Raw genomic sequence first — 19,048 nt, 5'->3', positions numbered from 1 at the left:
AGTTTTTTTAACCAGAGCTAAACATTCTTATGGTCGATAGCGGCTATCGCCTGGCTGGCTTCTTTACTAAAATTACATTTGCTACTTTCCGCTGCCCTTCATGGTCCCATTTTTTATTATCTGTTGGAAAATTTACCACGCCATTATCTGGCATTCCATTTACCCAGAGTGTGGTAGAGCCGCCGCCATCGAAATTTATCGCGCTTGTACAACCCAACCAGCGCATCAGTTTGGTAAGCTCAAACAAACTCATGCCTGCTGAATTTTCGTTTCTTCCATCAACCGTCAATAAAATTACCCTTCCATTTGGTTTCATGCCCAGGCAGGTACGTGGATGGCGCAAGCGGTTAAAGCCTGCCGTATCCAATGTTTCATCAATATTGTTTAATGTTAATAACGGTCCGTTCAATAAAACATTTTCTGCCGTTAATTTAGTTTCCCAATCAGCAGAACCATCCCATTTTTGGATTGAAATTTTTCCGTTTTCGATTACAATGGCCGCTTCCTGGTGCCTTGCGCGGCTATTATTTTTATCTAAACGGTTGGTATTGATGGTATTTCCGTTTACGCGCACAAAATCTACCGATCCTCCATTTTTTACATCAAAAAAATTGCCATTTACCGCAGCTATAGCTGTATCCCTTAAACCGAAATTACTGGTGGTAATCAATTCTTTTTCTTCTGCACCGATGGCAAATACAGCTTTACGTCCGGTATTTTTTATTTCCAAGAACGAAATATTTTCATTTGCAGTGAAAAGATTTTTTTGATCAAAATGATGCCTGTATAAAACCACCTGCTTGGCAATTTTATTTTTCTGCCATTTGGCTTTTACGACGGCTAAAGAATCGTTGCTCTGACTAAAAGCAGATAAACCGATTGTTAGTAAGGTAAGTGAAAATATTAGCTTTTTGAACATAATTCTGGTTTTGCAATAAAATTAAAAAACGATTTAGCGTTTCCCTTAAAGCATCAAGAATTATACAAAAGGTATCAATAAAAAGAAAACCTCGCAGGTTTATAACCTGCGAGGTTTAAGCAACGCAAAAAATGTTTGAATGAATGATTTTTAAATGATTGCTTTTACTTCAACCATTTATTTTTTCGGATCTAAAATATCTTTAATTCTGATGCTCAAATCTTCGTAATGTGCTTTTGTAATGGCATCGCCTGCTGTTGCCCTGGCTTTTGTTGTAGCCAAGAGTGTTTTCAATTCAGCTCTAACCAATGGTCTGATATCTGATAAACCTACATTGATTGGCGTTAAACCATAACTCGCAGCATAATCTACCGGGAAACCAACAGGAAGATCAGCATCTTTTGTCATTAAATCTTGTAAACGGTCTACATAAGCGCGTTGTAAGTTACGTTTAAAGGCATCTGCTCTGCCAGCCACAAAAACCGATGACCTTAAATCAGTAAATAATTCGGGTAATGTATAAGCTTTTGCTGCACCGTTTTTGGTTTCATTATCCAACAAGCGTGCAATACGTGATGCTGATAATAAATTGCCTAAGGTATTGGTTTGAACACCTTTAATACGGTTTAATAACACGCCGTTATCAAATTTGCTCAATTGATCGTTGCTAATTAACCACAATGGTGTGGCAAACAATTGTTGATTAAAGAAAGTAATTGCTTCTTTTTGCTTGGCTTTTGGCAAATAAGCATAAACAGGTCCTTTTTGCTCGTAAGTTTTAAAGTTTTCACTCAAACCACCAACATTTGTTGCCACATGACCCATATAACGGTTAAACTGGCCAACAATTTCAGTATAAATTTCTTTTAAATCGCTGTAATCTTTACCTTTTTGATATGTCCATTTTTCTACATTAGGGAGAATACGTTTTAAGTTTGCAATACCATAAGTACTTGCTTTCATGGCATTGTCACCTAAATCTTCACTTTGTAAGCGTGGATCTAAAGAAGTTCCCTGGCGGCCATAGAAATATAAAGGGTTACCTGCATTTTTTAAAGTCCATTGGTCTAAAACTTCTTTTTCCTGCTCGGCAGTTTTATTTCCAGGAATCCATGAGTAGCCCCATTTTACAACCCATTTATCATATTCGCCAATTTGAGGATGAAGCTTGGTTACGCCATCGCCTGGTTGTGCGATATAGTTAAAACGGGCATAATCCATGATTGATGGTGCGGTACCATGTTTATCTGTAAAGGTTTTAGATCTTAAAGAATCAACCGGATAAGCATAGCTAGAACCAAAGTTGTGTGGCAAACCTAAGGTATGGCCAATTTCATGTGAAGAAACAAAACGGATCAATTCGCCCATTTGTGCATCTGTAAACTGCGCTTTACGTACTTCGGGGTTAATGGCTGCTGTTTGTACAAAATACCAATTACGCAATAAGTTCATTACGTTATGGTACCAACCGATGTGTGTTTCTAAAATCTGGCCGGTACGAGGGTCGCTGATGTGCGGTCCGTATGCATTGGCAATATCAGATGCAAAATAGCGCACAACCGAATATCTCGAATCTTCTACGCTGAACTGAGGATCTTGCTGCGCTGTTGGTGCTTCTTTACCTATTATGGCATTTTTGAAACCTGCGGCCTCAAACGCTACCTGCCAGTCGTTAATTCCCTGGATTAAAAACGGCACCCATTTTTTTGGTGTTGCCGGATCAATGTAAATCACAATCGGTTTTACAGGTTCTACCAGTTCGCCACGTTTATAGGCGTTGGTATCTTTCGGTACCAAATTCCAGCGGTGAATGTATGCGGTACGCTCTGCTTTTTGTGCATTGGTTCCATAATCTATTTGCGATTGACCAAAGAAACCTACTCTGTTATCCATTATTCTGGCTTTAACAGGTATTTTCGGCAACAATAACATTGAGGTATTAAACTCAAAAGTAACAGCGGCATTGCTGTTATCAGTTGGCGATTCGGCCGCACGATAAGTTTTCGCAGTTTTTACTTCAAGGTTTATCGGGAAAGTTTTAACAGTATCGATGTATGAACGCGTGGCATCGTACACGGTAACTTTATAGGCTTTACGCATCTGATCGGTTGCACCGATTGCCATTATATCACCATTATAAAAATCGGTAACATCAATCACTACACCTGTAGTATCTTTATTATAAGCTTTAATTTCAAAACTGGCTAAAATTTGCGCCAGATTGGAGTTTTGAACCGATTCGTACATATCGCTGTTCGGATCTGCTTTGGTTGAGTAACTTGGTACGCGGATATAAACCTGCTTGCCTCTACGCTCCCATTTCCAAACCTGTTCGTTCAGTTCTTCACCACCATATTGCTGGTTGCCCACTTTAACGCCTGCCGGTACTTTTGCCAAACGTGTAACCACAAGCATTTCACGGTTAATCATCGAATCTGGTATTTCAAAATACCATTTATCATCTACTTTGTGTGTTTTGAACAAACCGTTTGTTGTTCTGGCTTTTGCAGTAATTACCTCTGAAAATGGTTTAATTCCTTCTTTTTTAGGTGCTGCTGCTGTGGTGGCCGGAGTAGCTGGTGTGGCTCCTTTTGTGGTTTTAGACTTTTTCTGGGCATAGGCGGAGTTTGATCCGGCTACACCAAGTGCTACGATACCCGCTAACGCAAGTACCTTAAAGTTTTTCTTCATGTGTTTATAAAGTTAGTTTGCTTGGCAATAAGAGGTTAAAGTTAAAATCTTGTTACACCACAATTCTTTTGTAACAGGAAGATTACCTCTGTTAAATCCTCTTTTCGAGCCTTACTACTTTAAAAAAAACTTGTTTATCTCTATAAATTTCGAAAATTAAGCTCCGATCTGCTTTTGATTTAAATAATTCGGTAAGATCGTTTAACGAATATGCATCTATTCCCTTAAAGTTTACACCAATAATTTCATCATCGGGGCATAATCCGGCTTTTTCAGCAGGGCTATCTTCATCTATTTCTCCAATAATCAATCGTTTATAATCTTTTTGATCAAGGTAAATAACCATCCCTACCATATCGTGCTCAAAAGGAGTTTTACTCGCGCCATTGGGTTTAACGTAAATAAAACCATCCTGGTAATTGAACTGGATATTGAATTTCCGAAGCAGATCAGCCCCTAAATTTCCATTCCTTTTTGATAAATCAATTTTATTGGCAATCGTTTTAAAATCCGGAAAACCTGCAACTACATCTTTAAACACAAAACCGCCTACATTAAGTTTACTCAAACGGCCAACATAGCCTTTAATCTGTCCACTCAGGCTCATTCCGAGATTGGCTTTAATTTTTTTTTCGGGCAGAGGAAATTCTGTTCCGTTCAGCATTTCCATCGATAAGGCATGACTGGCACCTGTATCCATTAAAAACCTGGCTGTAACGGTTCCGCTATCTGGTATTTCTATACTTGCCAAAATATAGGGTTTCTGGTTTTCTATCTGGATGGGGATTTTTTTCCCTCGATATTTTATTTTCGCCTCATGATTGTAAATAATCAGCCTGTTTTCGCTGTACCGTACATCAACAATAAAACTGTTAAAAAAGCTGTAACCCAATAAACCATAAATTTTTAATCCCAAATGTCCTGATAAATTAAAGAGATCTTCTTTTAAAATTGCTGTTGGTATACGCTCTATAGCCGTATTGCCCACTTTAACATCCAAACTCTGCGATACATAGGCCTCTACGCTTTCTATGCCCAGGCCCGAAACCTTAATTTTACGGAGCATGCTAAAGTTTAACGAATCAATAATTGAAGGATCGGTTATAATCATTGGTCCAACACCGGTATCCAAAACAAAATCAAACGGGCCTTTGCCGTTTACATAAACCGGAATTACCATTAGGTTTTTAATGCACTTAAAAGCAATGGATTGTTTCTGCCGGTTTCTTTTGAATAAAAACTCCTGAGAGAAACCCGAAAATGCAAGAAATAAAAAACCCAGGCAAATGGTTAGTTTACGTAAACAGATTATTACACCGGGGCTATATTTGGTTAACATTAAACTAAATTTAATAAATTAGTTGCTTATTATTCCCACTAAATTTAGAACATGTTCAAGTTTAAAAATCAAAATTTCATTTTTCTGTCGTTTACGCTATTTATTTGTGTGTTAACCGGTTGCTCAACCAATAAAATTATTTCGAATAAGGTGGCGAAAGAATTTAAAAACTCACAGGTAATTAAACAATATCAGGTTGGTTTTGCACTTTTTAATCCTACTGATAAAAAAATGATTTTTGAGAAAGATGCCGACAAGTATTTTACTCCTGCCTCTAATACAAAACTCTATACTTTTTTTGCAAGCATGAAAATGATTCCTGATTTAATGCCTGCACTAAAATATGTTGAGCGGAACGATTCTTTAATTTTTTGGGGAACAGGCGATCCGGCATTTTTACAGTTTGCTGTAAAAGATAAATCGGCCTATAATTTTCTTTTGGCTTCTAACAAAAAACTGTTTTTTGCGCCGGGCCGCTATGCAGGTAATTTTTTTGGCGATGGCTGGGCCTGGGATGATTATGATTATTACTACCAGCCGGAAATTACAGAAATGCCGATTATGGATAATATGGTTACTTCTACCTATGCCTCTCCAAACAAAATTAATATAGAGCCAAAGGTTTTTGCACCTTGTTTCGAAATAGATTCTACAAAAACTACAGGCAATTTTCAAGTAACCAGAGATTTTTTAACCAACCGGTTCCATTATCCTGCCGTTGCTGTAAAACCAGGTTATAACCAACAAAATCCGTATAAAACCAGTACACAGGTTACCGTAGAAATACTTGCAGATACTTTGCATAAACCTGTAGGCATTATAAAGTATAAAATGCCAGCTGATGCTAAAACTTTACCTGGCGCAAAACGCGATTCGGTTTTAAAACATATGATGTTACCCAGCGATAATTTTATTGCCGAACACTTATTATTGGTTTGCTCAAACCAGATTGGAGATACCTTAAGCACAGCAAAAGCAATTGAGCACATTACAAAAAATTACCTCTCCTTTTTACCGGATCAAGTAAAATGGGTAGATGGCTCTGGTTTATCCCGTCAGGATTTGTTTACGCCCCGCGACAATGTTTATTTACTGGATTCTATTTATAAGATGGTAAATAATCCCGAAAAATTATTCGATATGCTTCCTGCGGGAGGAAAAAGCGGAACCTTAAAAAATGCCTACCCTAAAACCGACAAACCTTTTGTATATGGCAAAACAGGTTCGCTGGGCGGGGTACATAATCAAAGCGGGTATGTACTTACCAAAAAAGGCAAAACCTATATCTACTCTTTTATGAACAATAATTTTATAAAACCAACAGCAGAGGTACGGGCAGAAATGGTGAGGATAGTAACTTATATACATGATAATTTTTAATGCCAGATTTTAAATCCATTACCCAGCCTTTTTCTAACAGCATAAATATTGATGGTAAATCGTATTTATATTTTGGCGGAACTGCTTATCTGGGTATTCCTCAAAACAAGCCTTTTATCGATCTTTATATTGAAGGAATTAAGAAATATGGTTTAAATAACGGTACAAGTCGCACAAACAATATTCAACTGGGCATTTATAATGAAGCAGAAAATATAGCCGCGGTGAGGTATGGTACAGAAGCAGCATTAATTACTTCAAGTGGATATTTAGCAGCTCAGCTCACGGTTAAAGCACTATCCGAATCTTCAGAAGTGGTATATGCCCCAGGTAGTCATCCTGCGCTTTGGTTAAGCGAAAATCAGGTCAAAAATTTAGGTTTATTTAGTGATTGGGCGGTAGAAACGACTGAAAAAATAAATTTATCCGAAGAGAAAAATTGGGTTTTGATCAGCAATTCGATGAACAACCTCATCCCTGAAATTTATGATTTCAATTTTCTAAAAGAGATCCGAAAAGATAAAAATATTACCCTCATTGTAGATGATTCGCACGGGATTGGCGTAAATAACAATGGGATGGGTACGATCAAAAACCTCCCCAAACAAGAAAACATCCAAAATGTAGTGGTTGCCTCAATGGCAAAGGCATTGGGTGTTGATGCTGGTATTGTTTTAACTTCAAATTCAGTAATTAATAAACTTAAAAGTTCTAATACTTTTATTGGGGCCTCCCCATCCAGTGCGGCGGGGCTTTATGCATTTATCCATGCTGAAGAAATATACAACAAAGCATTAAACAAACTGAAAAACAACATGGCAATGTTCGAAACGGTTTCAAATCTTACTTGGAAATGTGAGCCGGGTTTCCCTGTGTATCTACTGGGTGATGTAAATTTTTCACAACATCTTTTGCAAAGGCAGATCCTGATTTCGTCTTTTCCCTATCCGAACCCTACAGACAAAATTTTAAACCGTATAGTGCTTTCCTCCTGGCATGAAAAAGAGGATATCGAAAGGTTGATAACAGCTATAAATTTTTAACCTTTCCTTATCCGATTAATTTTTCAATATTTATAACATGAAAAAACTGTTCCTATTCTTATCGTTAACGCTTCTACTTGCCAACATTGTTTCTGCACAAACCACTACCGTGTGGATTGTTAGACATGCTGAAAAAGATAAATCTAACCCACAAGATACCAACCCGAACCTTTCGGATGAAGGAAGAGTAAGAGCAGGAGATTTAGCCACTTATTTAAAAAAGGTAAAATTCGATGTTGCTTTTGCTACGCCAACAAAAAGAACGCATGAAACATTAGATTCATTGGTGATTCCGAAAGTAATTGATTATAAAGACATAAAATCGCTGGTAGATAGCATTAAAACAAATTACCTGGGCAAAACGGTGATGGTAGCAGGGCATTCCAATACCGTACTTGAAATTATTGAGGCCCTAGGTGGCAAAAAACCAAAAGAAGAATTAACCGATGATGATTACGACTATATTTTTGAATTATCAGTTAAGGAAGACAAAGCAAGGGTTAAAATGGAGCAATACGGCAGGCCACATCATTTGTAGTTTTGTGTTTTTGATAGGCGCTATTTCCAGCCCAAAGCACCAATAACTATTGAAAATAAATTGCTATAACTTTTCGAAAGGAATATCCATTAAATTGTAATTCCTCCAACCAGAAAAATCATAGTGCCACCACTCATTTTCCAGCACATTCATTTGGTATTTGGCCATAATCGCAATCAGGAAATCTCGGTTTTTCTTTGCCTCGGGTGATATATTTTGATAATTTGCAGCTGCAGCAGCCGAAAAACTATCATATGGTGTTGGCATCACCAATTCTTTCCCTGTTTTTAAATTAATTAATGTTAAATCTACTGCACAACCCCTATTGTGTTTAGAACCTTTTGCCGGGTTGGCTACAAAATTTTTGTCGCTTGCCTTTTTGTAAAACTCTACAGTAATGGCATACGGACGGTAACCATCGAATATTTTTAATCCGTAACCTTTTTTATTTAATTCTTTTTGGATTTTCTTTAACGATTCTACCACAGGCTTTCTGGCAAAGGCCCTTGCCTGTTTGTACATCACTTGTTGCATAAAGTTATTTTTGGTAGCGTAACGAATATCCAACTTAATATTTGGAATTGCTTTCTTAATTTCTATCAGTTCATTATCCGGATTTGTTTTTATTGATGCCAGGTATTGAGTATAAGAATTTACAACAACCAGTTTTTGCTCAGGTTTTGAGGTAGTTTGAGCAACCGCAAATAAAGAAAACGACAGAAAAAATATAAGGCAACTAACTTTCATAACAGAATTGGCTTGAGTTGGTCGTAATTACTGATTCGAAACCACCAATAATTCAAGATCTTTAAATGGCAGGTTAAACATATCAGCCAGGTCTTTATTGGTGCAGTTTCCCTGATAAATATAAAGCGCTTCACGTATACCCGGATTATTCCAAACCATATTCACTAAGCCCCCAAATTCGCCAATATCCAATAAAATAGGCGCAAAAATATTTGTCAGCGCATAAGATGCCGTTCTTGGCACGCGCGAAGCAATATTAGGCACACAATAGTGAATTACATCATATTTCCTGAAAACCGGATTGGTATGGTTGGTTACTTCTGAGGTTTCAAAACAACCACCCTGATCAATACTGATATCGATAACCACCGAATGTGGTTTCATCCTGGCAACAGTTTCTTCCATCACCACGCAAGGGCTGCGGCCATGTGTGGCGCGTATGGCACCAATCACTACATCGCAAGTTATAATGGCTTTATTTAATACAATTGGCTGCATTACCGAAGTAAATACCCTGCTGCTGCCCAAATTATTCTGTAAACGGCGTAAACGGTAAATAGAGCTGTCGAAAACTTTAACCTCGGCTCCTAATGCCAAAGCCGTTCTGGCCGCATACTCGCCTACAGTGCCGGCACCTAAAATAACAATTTCAGTCGGCGGAACGCCGGTAAAACCACCAAGCATTAAACCCTTGCCACCCGTAACATTGCTTAAATATTCTGCAGCAATTAAAATGGAGGTAGAGCCAACAATTTCACTCATGGCCCGCACTACACTCAATACATTACCCTCATCACGCAGGTTTTCAAAACACAGTGCATTAATTTTTTTATGCATCAACGCTTTTAAATAATCCTGTTTTAACGTTCCGGTTTGTAATGAAGAAATAAGCGTTTGGCCTTTGTGCATCATTTCGATTTCTTCCAGCATTGGTGGTGCAATTTTCACCAGAATATCGGCCTCGAAAACTTCTTTTTTATCGTATGCAATTTTTGCGCCCTGCTCGGCATATTCCGTATCAGAAAAATTTGCAGCTATTCCTGCCCCAGTTTCCAAAACAACCCTATGCCCATTGTTTACCAATAAGGCCACAGATAATGGTGTTAAGGCAATTCTATTTTCTTGAAAGGAAATTTCTTTTGGTATACCTATGTATAGATTATTTTTTTTATTTCGGGTTTCCAGCTTTGCCTCTTGTGTTTGTAATAAACCCTGACGAGCTATATCGGCCATTCCTTCGCGTAATCCTGTAGCCATGTTGAATTAAAATTTTGATAGTTTTAGGTTGTTCAAGGTAAGGAAAATCTGTTAATTTATTGATAACTAATTGTTATACCTTTGAAAGCCTGAATAATCTGCGGTTTTCATCCAGTACATTTATCTGTACTTTAATATAGTTTTCCGGTAAGATTTCCGCTACCCTTTCCGGCCATTCTATTAAACAGGTTCCATCACCATAAAAATATTCCTCGTAACCTAAATCATACGCTTCGTGAATATCTTTTATCCTGTAAAAATCGAAATGAAACACTGAACCGTTAGCACTTTCATACTCGTTAACAATAGAATATGTAGGACTCGAAACCACATCATCAACCCCCAGGTGTTTACAGAAAATTTTGATGAAAGTTGTTTTTCCTGCACCCATTTCGCCCTCAAAAATAAAAACCTTTTGGTTGCCGGCAAAATCTGAAAGCTGTTGGGCAACAGCAGGTAAATCGGCTAAATTATTTACATCAATATCCATTTTAAAAAAATAAAGGCAAAAGTAATACATAATTGCATTGCTTTTGCCTTACTATTTGTGATTTGTCAGCCTGAGCCTGTAGAAGCCCCTACCATCGCAACAGATCCTTAAACATGTTCAGGAAGACGATCCTATTGAAAATGAACGGCCTCATGTCTCAAATCTAACATCCAATCTCTAACACTATCTCGGCGAATACGTTACCACCGGAATAATCATTTCTTCTAACGAAATTCCGCCATGCTGAAAGGTTTCGTTATAATAATTTACAAACTGGTTGTAGTTATTCGGGTAAACAAAATAACTGTCTTCACGGGCAAAAATATAACTGCTGCTGATATTGATTTTCGGCAATAAAGCATCGTGCGGGTTTTTAATCAAAAACACCTCTTTGGCATTAAAATTAAGGTTTCTACCTTGTTTATACCTTAAATTCGTATTTGTACTCCTATCGCCAATTACTTTAACCGGTTTTTTAACACGGATGGTTCCATGATCGGTTGTAATGATCACTTTTACCTTTTTCTGTGAGATTTTTTTAAGCAAATCCCAAAGCGGAGAATGTTCAAACCACGATAGTGTTAACGAACGGTAAGCAGCATCATCATTAGCCAATTCCCTAATCATCTGCATATCGGTGCGGGCATGGCTTAACATATCAACAAAGTTGAATACAATAGCGTTAAAATCGTTCTGCAACAAATTATTGGTTTGGTCAACCAGATCTTTTCCCTGTTCGAAAGTTAGAATTTTATTGTAGCTGAATTTACAGTCTTTTCTTAAGCTGCGCTTAATGTTATCGGCCAGAAAAGCTTCTTCGTGCATATTTTTTCCACCTTCATCATCATCATTTTGCCAAAGTTGAGGAAAACGTTTTTCCATATCCAAAGGCATCATACCCGAAAAAATTGCATTACGGGCGTACTGTGTGGCTGTTGGCAAAATGCTGGTATACATATCTTCCTCATCAATTCTGAAATATTCTGAAATTAACGGGTTGATAATTTTCCATTGATCGTAACGTAAATTATCAATCAGGATAAAAAATACCGGTGTATTATCATTAATATGAGGAAATGCCTTTTTCTTCAACAACTCATTCGAAAGCAAAGGTGCTGTATCCTTATTCTTAATCCAGTCTAGGTAGTTTTCTTCAATAAATTTAGTAAACTGTGTATTCGCCTCTTGTTTTTGCATGGTTAAAATTTCATGCATCTGCGGATCATCCAGTTTTTCCAACTCAAGTTCCCAGAAAACAATTTTTTTATAAACATCAACCCACTCTTCGTAATTTAACCTGTCGCCCAAAGTCATCCCCAAACGGCGAAAATCCTGCTGGTAAGCCATAGAGGTTTTTTCGCTAACCAAGCGTTTATTATCAATCAGCTTTTTAATGGTTAATAAAACCTGTTTCGGGTTTACGGGTTTAATCAGGTAATCATCAATTTTGCTGCCGATGGCATCTTCCATCAGGTTTTCTTCCTCACTTTTTGTAATCAAAACAACAGGCACATCAGGATTTAAATTCTTAATGGCAGATAATGTTTCGATACCGCTCATTCCCGGCATGTTTTCATCAAGAAAAACCAGGTCAAAATGCGCTTTTCCAAATGCTTCGAGTGCGTCGTTACCGTTGGTAAATGTAGTTACATGATAACCTTTATCATTTAACAATAATATATGTGGTTTTAGTAAGTCGATTTCATCATCGGCCCATAATATCTTAGTTTCTTGCATGTTTTTGTAAAAATAGGTAAGTATTGCCTTTTAATTTTGGCAGGTAAATCAAACTATAAATAAAAATAGCAATTTTTGTACCGTATCTACCTATTTAACTATTTTTAACGATTGAATAAGAAGAAAATAATAAATGATCCGGTTTACGGTTTCATCAGCATTCCGTCTGAATTGGTATACGATGTAATTTCACATCCGTATTTCCAGCGTTTGCGTTACATTAAACAGCTCGGAATGACCCATTTGGTTTATCCCGGAGCTTTACATACCCGCTTTCATCATGCTTTAGGTGCGATGCACTTAATGAGTTTGGCCATTAATCTTTTAAAAAGCAAAGGACATAGCATTACACCCGGCGAAGAAGAAGCCGCCATTTTGGCCATTTTGCTGCATGACATAGGCCACGGACCTTTTTCTCATGCATTGGAACATTCGTTAGTTACCGGCATCAGACATGAAGATATTTCGGCAAAACTGATGCAGGATTTGAATGCACATTTTGATGGACGTTTAACACACGCCATTGAGATTTTTAACGGCACCTACCCTAAAAAGTTTCTACATCAGTTAATTTCCGGTCAGTTGGATTTAGACCGGATGGATTATTTAAACCGCGACAGCTTTTTTACCGGCGTAAGTGAGGGTGTAATCAGTTTCGACCGGATTATTAAAATGTTTAATATCTATGATGATAACCTTGTAATTGAAGAAAAAGGTATTTATTCAATAGAGAAATTTTTAATTGCCCGAAGGCTGATGTACTGGCAGGTTTATTTGCATAAAACAGTAATATCAGGCGAAATGATTTTAGTGAAATTACTGGAACGCGCAAAAGAATTATCGGTTAACGGAGAAAGTTTGTTTGCTTCACCATCATTAAATTATTTCTTAAAAAACGACATCAACGAGGCCAATTTTTTTGCTCAACATGAAAATTTGGAGCACTTTACCAATCTTGATGATCAGGATATTTACGCTGCAGTTAAAGTTTGGGCCAAACACCCCGATAAAATTTTGTCTACGCTGTGTAAAATGCTTACTTCCAGAAACTTGTATAAAGTAGAAATGGGTAACGAAAAAGCAAATAACGACCGCGTAAACTTTTTGCAGGATGCAGCCGTTAACTTATTGGAGATTAACCCGGCAGAAGCCAGGTATTTTGTTTTTACGGATTCGATCCAAAACCGTGCATATAATGCCGGGGTTGGAAATATTAAAATTTTAATGAAAAATAACGATATTGTTGATATCGCAAAAGCGTCGGATTTATCAAACCTGGAGTCGTTGCAAAAAACAGTAGAAAAATATATCCTCTGTTACCCCAGAGGGATTTAAGCTTATTTAACAAAATATTTAACTTTTACTGCCGTTTTAAGTCTTATTATTGTGTAAAATATACACATCTTAACCGTAGCAGGTTTTTTTGTTCATATCAATTTAACATATACCTTTGTACGATGCAATTTACTGCCACGCAGATAAGTCAGTTTTTGAACGGTTCCATTGATGGCAACCCAGATGTAGCCGTTACCGAACTTTCCAAAATAGAAGACGGGAAAGAAGGCTCTTTGTCTTTTCTTTCTAATCCTAAGTACGAAAACTTTCTGTATTCTACCCAGGCGTCAGTTGTGATCGTATCTAAAGATTTCGCTCCTACCCAACCTTACACCAGCACATTAATCAGGGTAGAAAACCCATATAGTGCTTTTACCATTTTACTGGATAAATACAACGAGGCGATGAACGCTCATGCCGCACAATCTGGCATTGATAAGCTCGCCTTTGTGCATCCAACAGCAAAAATCGGTAAAAATGTGTTCATTGATGCTTTTGCATATGTTGCTGAAAACGTAGAAATTGGCGACGGTTGTAAGTTAAATGCACAAACATTTGTTGGTGCAAACTCTAAAATTGACGAAAACAGCACTTTTTTTCCTGGGGTAAAAATTTACCATAATTCAGTGATCGGTAAAAGAGTGGTTATCCATTCAAACACTGTTATTGGTAGTGATGGTTTTGGTTTTGCACCTCAAAAAGATGGTACTTACAATAAAATACCTCAAATCGGCAATGTAATTATCGAAGATGATGTAGAAATTGGTGCAAATACTACTGTAGATCGTGCAACAATGGGATCAACAATTGTAAAAAAAGGTGCAAAAATTGATAATTTGATTCAGATTGCGCACAATGTTGAAATTGGTGAAAATACCGTTTTGGCCGCACAATCAGGAATATCAGGAAGCACCAAAATTGGTCCCAACAGTGTTGTAGGCGGCCAGGTAGGTATTGCCGGACACCTCACTTTAGCCAAAGGCACGCAAATTGGTGCACAGGCAGGCATTAACTTTAATATTACAGAAGAAAATAAACAATGGCATGGCAGTCCGGCGCAACCTTTACGCAATTGGATGCGTGCCTCAGTAATTTTCAAGCATCTTCCAGATGTAGAGAAAAGAATAAACGCGCTCGAAGACGAATTGAAAAAGCTTATAGCTGAACTGGAAAAGAATACAATACACAATGAACGTTAGACAAAAAACGATTAAACAAGAAATATCGGCATCTGGTGTTGGTTTACACACAGGCGCTAATGTTACTTTAACATTTTGCCCCGCTCCCGAAAATCATGGCTTTAAATTTCAGCGTATTGATTTAGACGGACATCCGATTATCGAAGCCGATGCAGATAACGTAACCGATACTTCACGCGGAACAACACTTACCCAAAATGGTGCAAGCGTAAGCACCGTTGAGCATGTAATGGCATCTTTAGTAGGCATGGATTTAGATAACGTGCTGATTAAGTTAGATGGACCAGAAACACCAATTATGGACGGTAGCTCAATCCAGTTTGTTGATTTACTGGAGGAAGTTGGAACAGTGGAGCAAAATGCAGATCGCGAATATTTTACCATTCCACATAACATTACCTATACAGAAGAAGACAGGAAAGTAGAAATTGTGGCAATGCCGCTTGATGATTATCGCTTTACCTGTATGATCGATTATAACTCTCCTGTTTTGGGCAGTCAGCATGCTGGCATTAACACCATTGCAGAGTTTAAAAAAGAAATTGCTTCTTGTCGTACATTCTGTTTCTTACACGAATTAGAGTACCAGTTATCGCACAATTTAATTAAAGGCGGCGATTTAAATAACGCCATAGTAATTGTAGATAAAGAAGTTACCAAAGATGAATTGAGCCATTTGGCGAAGTTATTTAACCGCAAGGATATCGATGTTGCCCCACAGGGAATTTTGAACAACATGGAACTTCGTTACCAAAATGAGCCTGCGCGACATAAATTACTGGATATGATTGGCGATTTGGCATTGGTAGGCATGCACTTAAAAGGCCACATTATGGCTGCACGCCCCGGCCATGCGGCAAACGTTGCTTTTGCTAAAAAGATTAAAGCTGCCATTAAAAAAGAAAAAAACAAAAAAATACAAAAGGTTTACGACCCGAGTGCAAAGCCATTATATGACGTAGTTCAGATTATGGATATTTTGCCTCACCGCCAGCCATTTTTATTTGTAGATAAAATATTGGAACTTTCTAAAAATCATGTTGTTGGCGTTAAAAACGTAACCATGAATGAAGAGTTTTTCAAAGGGCATTTTCCGGGTGCACCTGTTTTTCCTGGCGTAATCCAGATTGAAGCAATGGCCCAGGTTGGGGGTATTTTAGTTTTAAGTACCGTTCCAGACCCTAGAAATTATTTAACCTACTTTTTAAAAATAGATAACGTACGCTTTAGAGCACAGGTGCTCCCTGGCGATACTATTGTTTTCCGTTGCGATTTACTTGAACCGATCAGAAGGGGTATTGCCCAAATGAAAGGTGTAGGTATGGTTGGCGAAAAAATCGTTGTAGAAGCCGAAATGATGGCGCAAATTTCAAAAATTAAACAAGCAGAACCCACGCAATAATGATACAACCGCTAGCATACATACACCCCCAGGCTAAAATCGCCGAAAATGTGGTGATTGAACCCTTCGTAGTGATACACAAAGATGTGGTAATTGGCGAAGGAACCTGGATCGGATCGAATGTAACCATTATGGATGGTGCACGCATTGGTAAAAATTGCCGCATCTTTCCTGGTGCTGTAATTTCGGGTGAGCCGCAGGATTTAAAATTTGCCGGTGAGGTAACCACTGCAGAAATTGGGGATAATACCACCATACGCGAGTGCGTAACCATTAACCGTGGTACAAAAGATAAATGGAAAACCACCATTGGCAGCAATTGCTTAATTCAGGCTTATTCACATATTGCACACGATTGTGAAGTAGGCAATAACTGTATTTTTTCCAATAGTACCACACTAGCTGGCCATATAACCATTGGAAACAATGTGGTTTTGGCAGGTTTGGTTGCCATACATCAATTTGTTAAAGTAGGTTCTTATGCTTTTGTAACCGGTGGTTCATTGGTGCGTAAAGATGTTCCTCCTTATGTTAAAGCGGCCCGCGAACCACTTTCTTATGCAGGAATTAACTCTGTTGGCTTGCGGAGAAGAGGTTTTACCAACGAACAGATTGACGAGATTCAGGAAATTTACCGTGTGCTTTTTGTAAAACATAATAACGTAACCAAAGCTTTGGACATGATCGAAGCCGAATTTAAACCAACTGAAATCCGTGACGAAATTGTAGATTTTATCCGTAATTCTAACCGTGGTGTAATGAAGGGTTTCGGAATGGGCAGCTAATCATAGAGCAGCAATACCAAGCTTAAAGCAAAACAAATATTCATGAGTGAGTTAACACTAGTCAGAACCGATTCAGATAATACCGATTTTAAATCATTGGTAGCATTGTTAGATCAGGATTTGGCGGTTAGGGATGGTGAAGACCATACTTTTTATGCTCAGTTTAATAAGATTTACGCCATTAAAGCTGTAATTGTAGCTTATCATCATGAAAATCCGGTTGGCTGTGGTGCAATAAAACCTTTCTCAGCAACAGAAGCCGAGGTTAAAAGAATGTTTGTGCACCCCGATTACCGAAAAAAGGGCATCGCGGCTAAAGTTTTAAACGGTTTGGAAAGCTGGGCTGCCGAGCTGGGTTTTGCTTCATGTGTTTTAGAAACTGGCAAAAAACAACCAGAAGCCATATCTCTTTACCAAAAATCCGGTTATCAGGTTACGCCAAATTATGGTCAATATGTTGGTATTGATAACAGCGTTTGCATGATTAAACCGCTTAACGCAAAATCTTAAACGGCCCGGCAAAAATGAAAATCTCATTAAACAACGTAGGCAGAAGATTTAATAAAGAATGGATTTTCAGAAATTTAAGCACTGAATTTTCTTCAGGCAGCAGTTATGCCATACTAGGGCCCAACGGCTCGGGCAAATCTACTTTATTGAGTGTTTTAACGGGCAGTTTATCACCCTCTGAAGGTGAGATTTCATTCTCTGAAAGCAAAGAAATTCCTGTAGAAAACATTTACAAATACATCGGTTTAGCTGCGCCGTACCTCGAACTGGTAGAAACCTTTACTTTAAAAGAAAGTATAGATTTTCATTTTAAGTTTAAAAATTTCGCCTCTGGGCTTGATGCCAAAAAGCTGATCGGCATATTGGGTTTGGAAAAAGCAGCAAACAAACAAATCAAGTACTTTTCGTCGGGAATGAAGCAAAGAACCAAACTAGGTTTGGCTTGCTGTGCCGATACGCCAATATTATTTTTAGATGAGCCAACAAGTAATTTAGACGTTCAGGGAATTAGTTGGTACCGCGAACTGATCGAAAATTTTGCAAAAGACAGGCTAACAATTATTGGCTCCAATCAAATACAAGAATACGACTTCTGCACAAATCAGATACAAATATCAGATTACAAGTAAGTTAAACATGCTTTAATCACATAAAGCTAAGTCTGTTTTGTCATACATTTGTATTATAAATATTTTTTTAAAAAAATATTTTGTAGTTCAATAAATATACTTACCTTTGCACCACCAAAAAGAGAAACAATTATTAATTTATCTCTTCATTAAAAGATCATATTTTCGGTTAGTCCGAAACAAAATATATAGCCCGTTAAAGGCAAAGAGTTTTTCATAGTTTAGTTTGAGGTTTAGGTTGATTATGCCTTTGGAGTGGTTCCCAAAGGCATTTCTTTTATACGGCCTTTTTCACCTCCCCTGGCCATATTGTAAACAAAAAACAAATCAATATAAATGACCCATGGAACAATGGATTACAGTTTTTCCTTTCCAAATCATGATTGATTTTTTTAACTTTGATATTTAAAATTAACAAAACATTATTTCAACATAAATGGCAAAGGCATCAGAAGTAAAAAGCGGAAATGTGCTTCGTTTTAACGGGGAGTTGGTAAGTGTAGAAGAATATATACACCGCACCCCCGGAAATTTAAGGGCATTTTATCAAGCCCGAATGCGCAATGTAAAAACAGGAAAAATTGTTGAGTACCGTTTCCGAACAGACGAGGAGGTAACCATTTGCCGTGTAGAAACCAACGACTACCAATATCTTTATGAAGATGGCGATTATTTGGTAGTGATGGATAACAATACTTTTGAGCAGTACAACATCCCAAAATTGCTTTTCGGAAATTCTATTAAATTTTTAAAAGAAGGAATGAATGTAACCATCGCTTTTGAAAGTGATGAACCAATTGTTGCGCAACTGCCCAATAGTGTAGAATTAGAAATTACCTATTCTGAACCTGCTGTAAAAGGCGATACCTCTACAAGTGCGCAAAAATATGCTACAGTAGAAACAGGTGCCGAAATAAGGGTTCCTCTATTTATTAATCAGGGTGATAAAGTGAAGGTTGATACCAAAACCGGCGAATACATGGAAAGGGTAAAATAAAACCATCCCGAATTCTAAAAATCCCCTCAATTCCCTAGGCCTTATCCCTT

At 37.7% G+C, this 19,048-nt stretch carries 17 protein-coding genes; 10 read left to right on the top strand and 7 right to left on the bottom strand.

What is annotated here, in order from left to right; translation table 11 throughout:
- Positions 1–43 precede the first annotated feature (43 nt).
- The 3 genes from ASE74_RS03295 to ASE74_RS03285 form a co-directional block, all read right to left on the bottom strand.
- Complete coding sequence (locus tag ASE74_RS03295; protein ID WP_055904119.1) at positions 44–919, bottom strand: phosphodiester glycosidase family protein; 876 nt, start codon at positions 917–919, stop codon at positions 44–46.
- Positions 920–1,096: 177 nt separating this feature from the next.
- Positions 1,097–3,610 (bottom strand): zinc-dependent metalloprotease, encoded by a 2,514-nt coding sequence (locus ASE74_RS03290; protein ID WP_055904116.1) that lies wholly within the window; start codon positions 3,608–3,610, stop codon positions 1,097–1,099.
- Positions 3,611–3,701: 91 nt separating this feature from the next.
- Positions 3,702–4,949 carry an aspartyl protease family protein gene (locus tag ASE74_RS03285; protein WP_055904113.1) on the bottom strand — a complete coding sequence of 416 codons (1,248 nt, stop codon included), beginning with the start codon at positions 4,947–4,949 and terminating at the stop codon, positions 3,702–3,704.
- A 51-nt stretch (positions 4,950–5,000) separates the two neighbouring features.
- On the opposite strand from ASE74_RS03285, the gene ASE74_RS03280 reads away from it, so the two are divergent.
- Genes ASE74_RS03280 through ASE74_RS03270 form a run of 3 tightly spaced genes read left to right on the top strand, consistent with a single transcriptional unit; the run spans position 5,001 to position 7,910 of the window.
- Positions 5,001–6,329 (top strand): D-alanyl-D-alanine carboxypeptidase, encoded by a 1,329-nt coding sequence (locus ASE74_RS03280; protein ID WP_055904110.1) that lies wholly within the window; start codon positions 5,001–5,003, stop codon positions 6,327–6,329.
- Positions 6,329–7,372 carry an aminotransferase class I/II-fold pyridoxal phosphate-dependent enzyme gene (locus ASE74_RS03275; protein WP_055904107.1) on the top strand — a complete coding sequence of 348 codons (1,044 nt, stop codon included), beginning with the start codon at positions 6,329–6,331 and terminating at the stop codon, positions 7,370–7,372. Before ASE74_RS03280 ends, ASE74_RS03275 begins: the two co-directional genes overlap by 1 nt.
- 37 nt (positions 7,373–7,409) lie before the next feature.
- Positions 7,410–7,910 (top strand): phosphoglycerate mutase family protein, encoded by a 501-nt coding sequence (locus ASE74_RS03270; protein WP_055904104.1) that lies wholly within the window; start codon positions 7,410–7,412, stop codon positions 7,908–7,910.
- 63 nt (positions 7,911–7,973) lie between these two features.
- On the opposite strand, the gene ASE74_RS03265 is transcribed toward ASE74_RS03270, so the two are convergent.
- The 4 genes from ASE74_RS03265 to ASE74_RS03250 all read right to left on the bottom strand — a co-directional run bounded on the left by ASE74_RS03265 (position 7,974) and on the right by ASE74_RS03250 (position 12,141).
- Positions 7,974–8,657 carry a M15 family metallopeptidase gene (locus ASE74_RS03265; RefSeq protein WP_055904101.1) on the bottom strand — a complete coding sequence of 228 codons (684 nt, stop codon included), beginning with the start codon at positions 8,655–8,657 and terminating at the stop codon, positions 7,974–7,976.
- A gap of 27 nt (positions 8,658–8,684) precedes the next feature.
- Complete coding sequence (locus ASE74_RS03260; protein WP_055904098.1) at positions 8,685–9,914, bottom strand: alanine dehydrogenase; 1,230 nt, start codon at positions 9,912–9,914, stop codon at positions 8,685–8,687.
- Between the two features lie 73 nt (positions 9,915–9,987).
- Entirely contained in the window at positions 9,988–10,404 is a 417-nt protein-coding gene (gene tsaE, locus ASE74_RS03255; RefSeq protein WP_055904095.1) for a tRNA (adenosine(37)-N6)-threonylcarbamoyltransferase complex ATPase subunit type 1 TsaE, read from the bottom strand.
- Between the two features lie 183 nt (positions 10,405–10,587).
- Positions 10,588–12,141 carry a PglZ domain-containing protein gene (locus ASE74_RS03250; protein ID WP_055904092.1) on the bottom strand — a complete coding sequence of 518 codons (1,554 nt, stop codon included), beginning with the start codon at positions 12,139–12,141 and terminating at the stop codon, positions 10,588–10,590.
- A 111-nt stretch (positions 12,142–12,252) separates the two neighbouring features.
- On the opposite strand from ASE74_RS03250, the gene ASE74_RS03245 reads away from it, so the two are divergent.
- The 7 genes from ASE74_RS03245 (at position 12,253) to efp (ending at position 18,998) form a co-directional block, all read left to right on the top strand.
- Positions 12,253–13,476, top strand: coding sequence for an HD domain-containing protein (locus ASE74_RS03245; protein ID WP_055904089.1), 1,224 nt, complete (start codon positions 12,253–12,255; stop codon positions 13,474–13,476).
- Between the two features lie 122 nt (positions 13,477–13,598).
- On the top strand, positions 13,599–14,675 hold the full coding sequence (gene lpxD, locus ASE74_RS03240) for a UDP-3-O-(3-hydroxymyristoyl)glucosamine N-acyltransferase (protein ID WP_055904087.1): 1,077 nt from the start codon (positions 13,599–13,601) through the stop codon (positions 14,673–14,675).
- Entirely contained in the window at positions 14,665–16,077 is a 1,413-nt protein-coding gene (locus tag ASE74_RS03235; protein ID WP_055904084.1) for a bifunctional UDP-3-O-[3-hydroxymyristoyl] N-acetylglucosamine deacetylase/3-hydroxyacyl-ACP dehydratase, read from the top strand. Before lpxD ends, ASE74_RS03235 begins: the two co-directional genes overlap by 11 nt.
- Positions 16,077–16,862 carry an acyl-ACP--UDP-N-acetylglucosamine O-acyltransferase gene (lpxA, locus tag ASE74_RS03230; RefSeq protein WP_029274294.1) on the top strand — a complete coding sequence of 262 codons (786 nt, stop codon included), beginning with the start codon at positions 16,077–16,079 and terminating at the stop codon, positions 16,860–16,862. The genes ASE74_RS03235 and lpxA overlap by 1 nt, the downstream gene beginning before the upstream one ends.
- A 42-nt stretch (positions 16,863–16,904) precedes the next feature.
- A complete protein-coding gene (locus tag ASE74_RS03225) occupies positions 16,905–17,372 on the top strand; it encodes a GNAT family N-acetyltransferase (protein ID WP_055904081.1) in 468 nt (155 codons plus the stop codon).
- 14 nt (positions 17,373–17,386) lie between these two features.
- On the top strand, positions 17,387–18,001 hold the full coding sequence (locus ASE74_RS03220) for an ABC transporter ATP-binding protein (RefSeq protein WP_055904078.1): 615 nt from the start codon (positions 17,387–17,389) through the stop codon (positions 17,999–18,001).
- 436 nt (positions 18,002–18,437) lie between these two features.
- Positions 18,438–18,998 (top strand): elongation factor P, encoded by a 561-nt coding sequence (efp, locus tag ASE74_RS03215; RefSeq protein WP_055904075.1) that lies wholly within the window; start codon positions 18,438–18,440, stop codon positions 18,996–18,998.
- Positions 18,999–19,048: the final 50 nt, after the last annotated feature.

The sequence above is a fragment of the Pedobacter sp. Leaf216 genome, assembly GCF_001421515.1.
In the GTDB taxonomy this organism is placed as follows: Bacteria; Bacteroidota; Bacteroidia; order Sphingobacteriales; family Sphingobacteriaceae; genus Pedobacter.
This window is presented reverse-complemented; position numbering and strand designations above follow the sequence as displayed.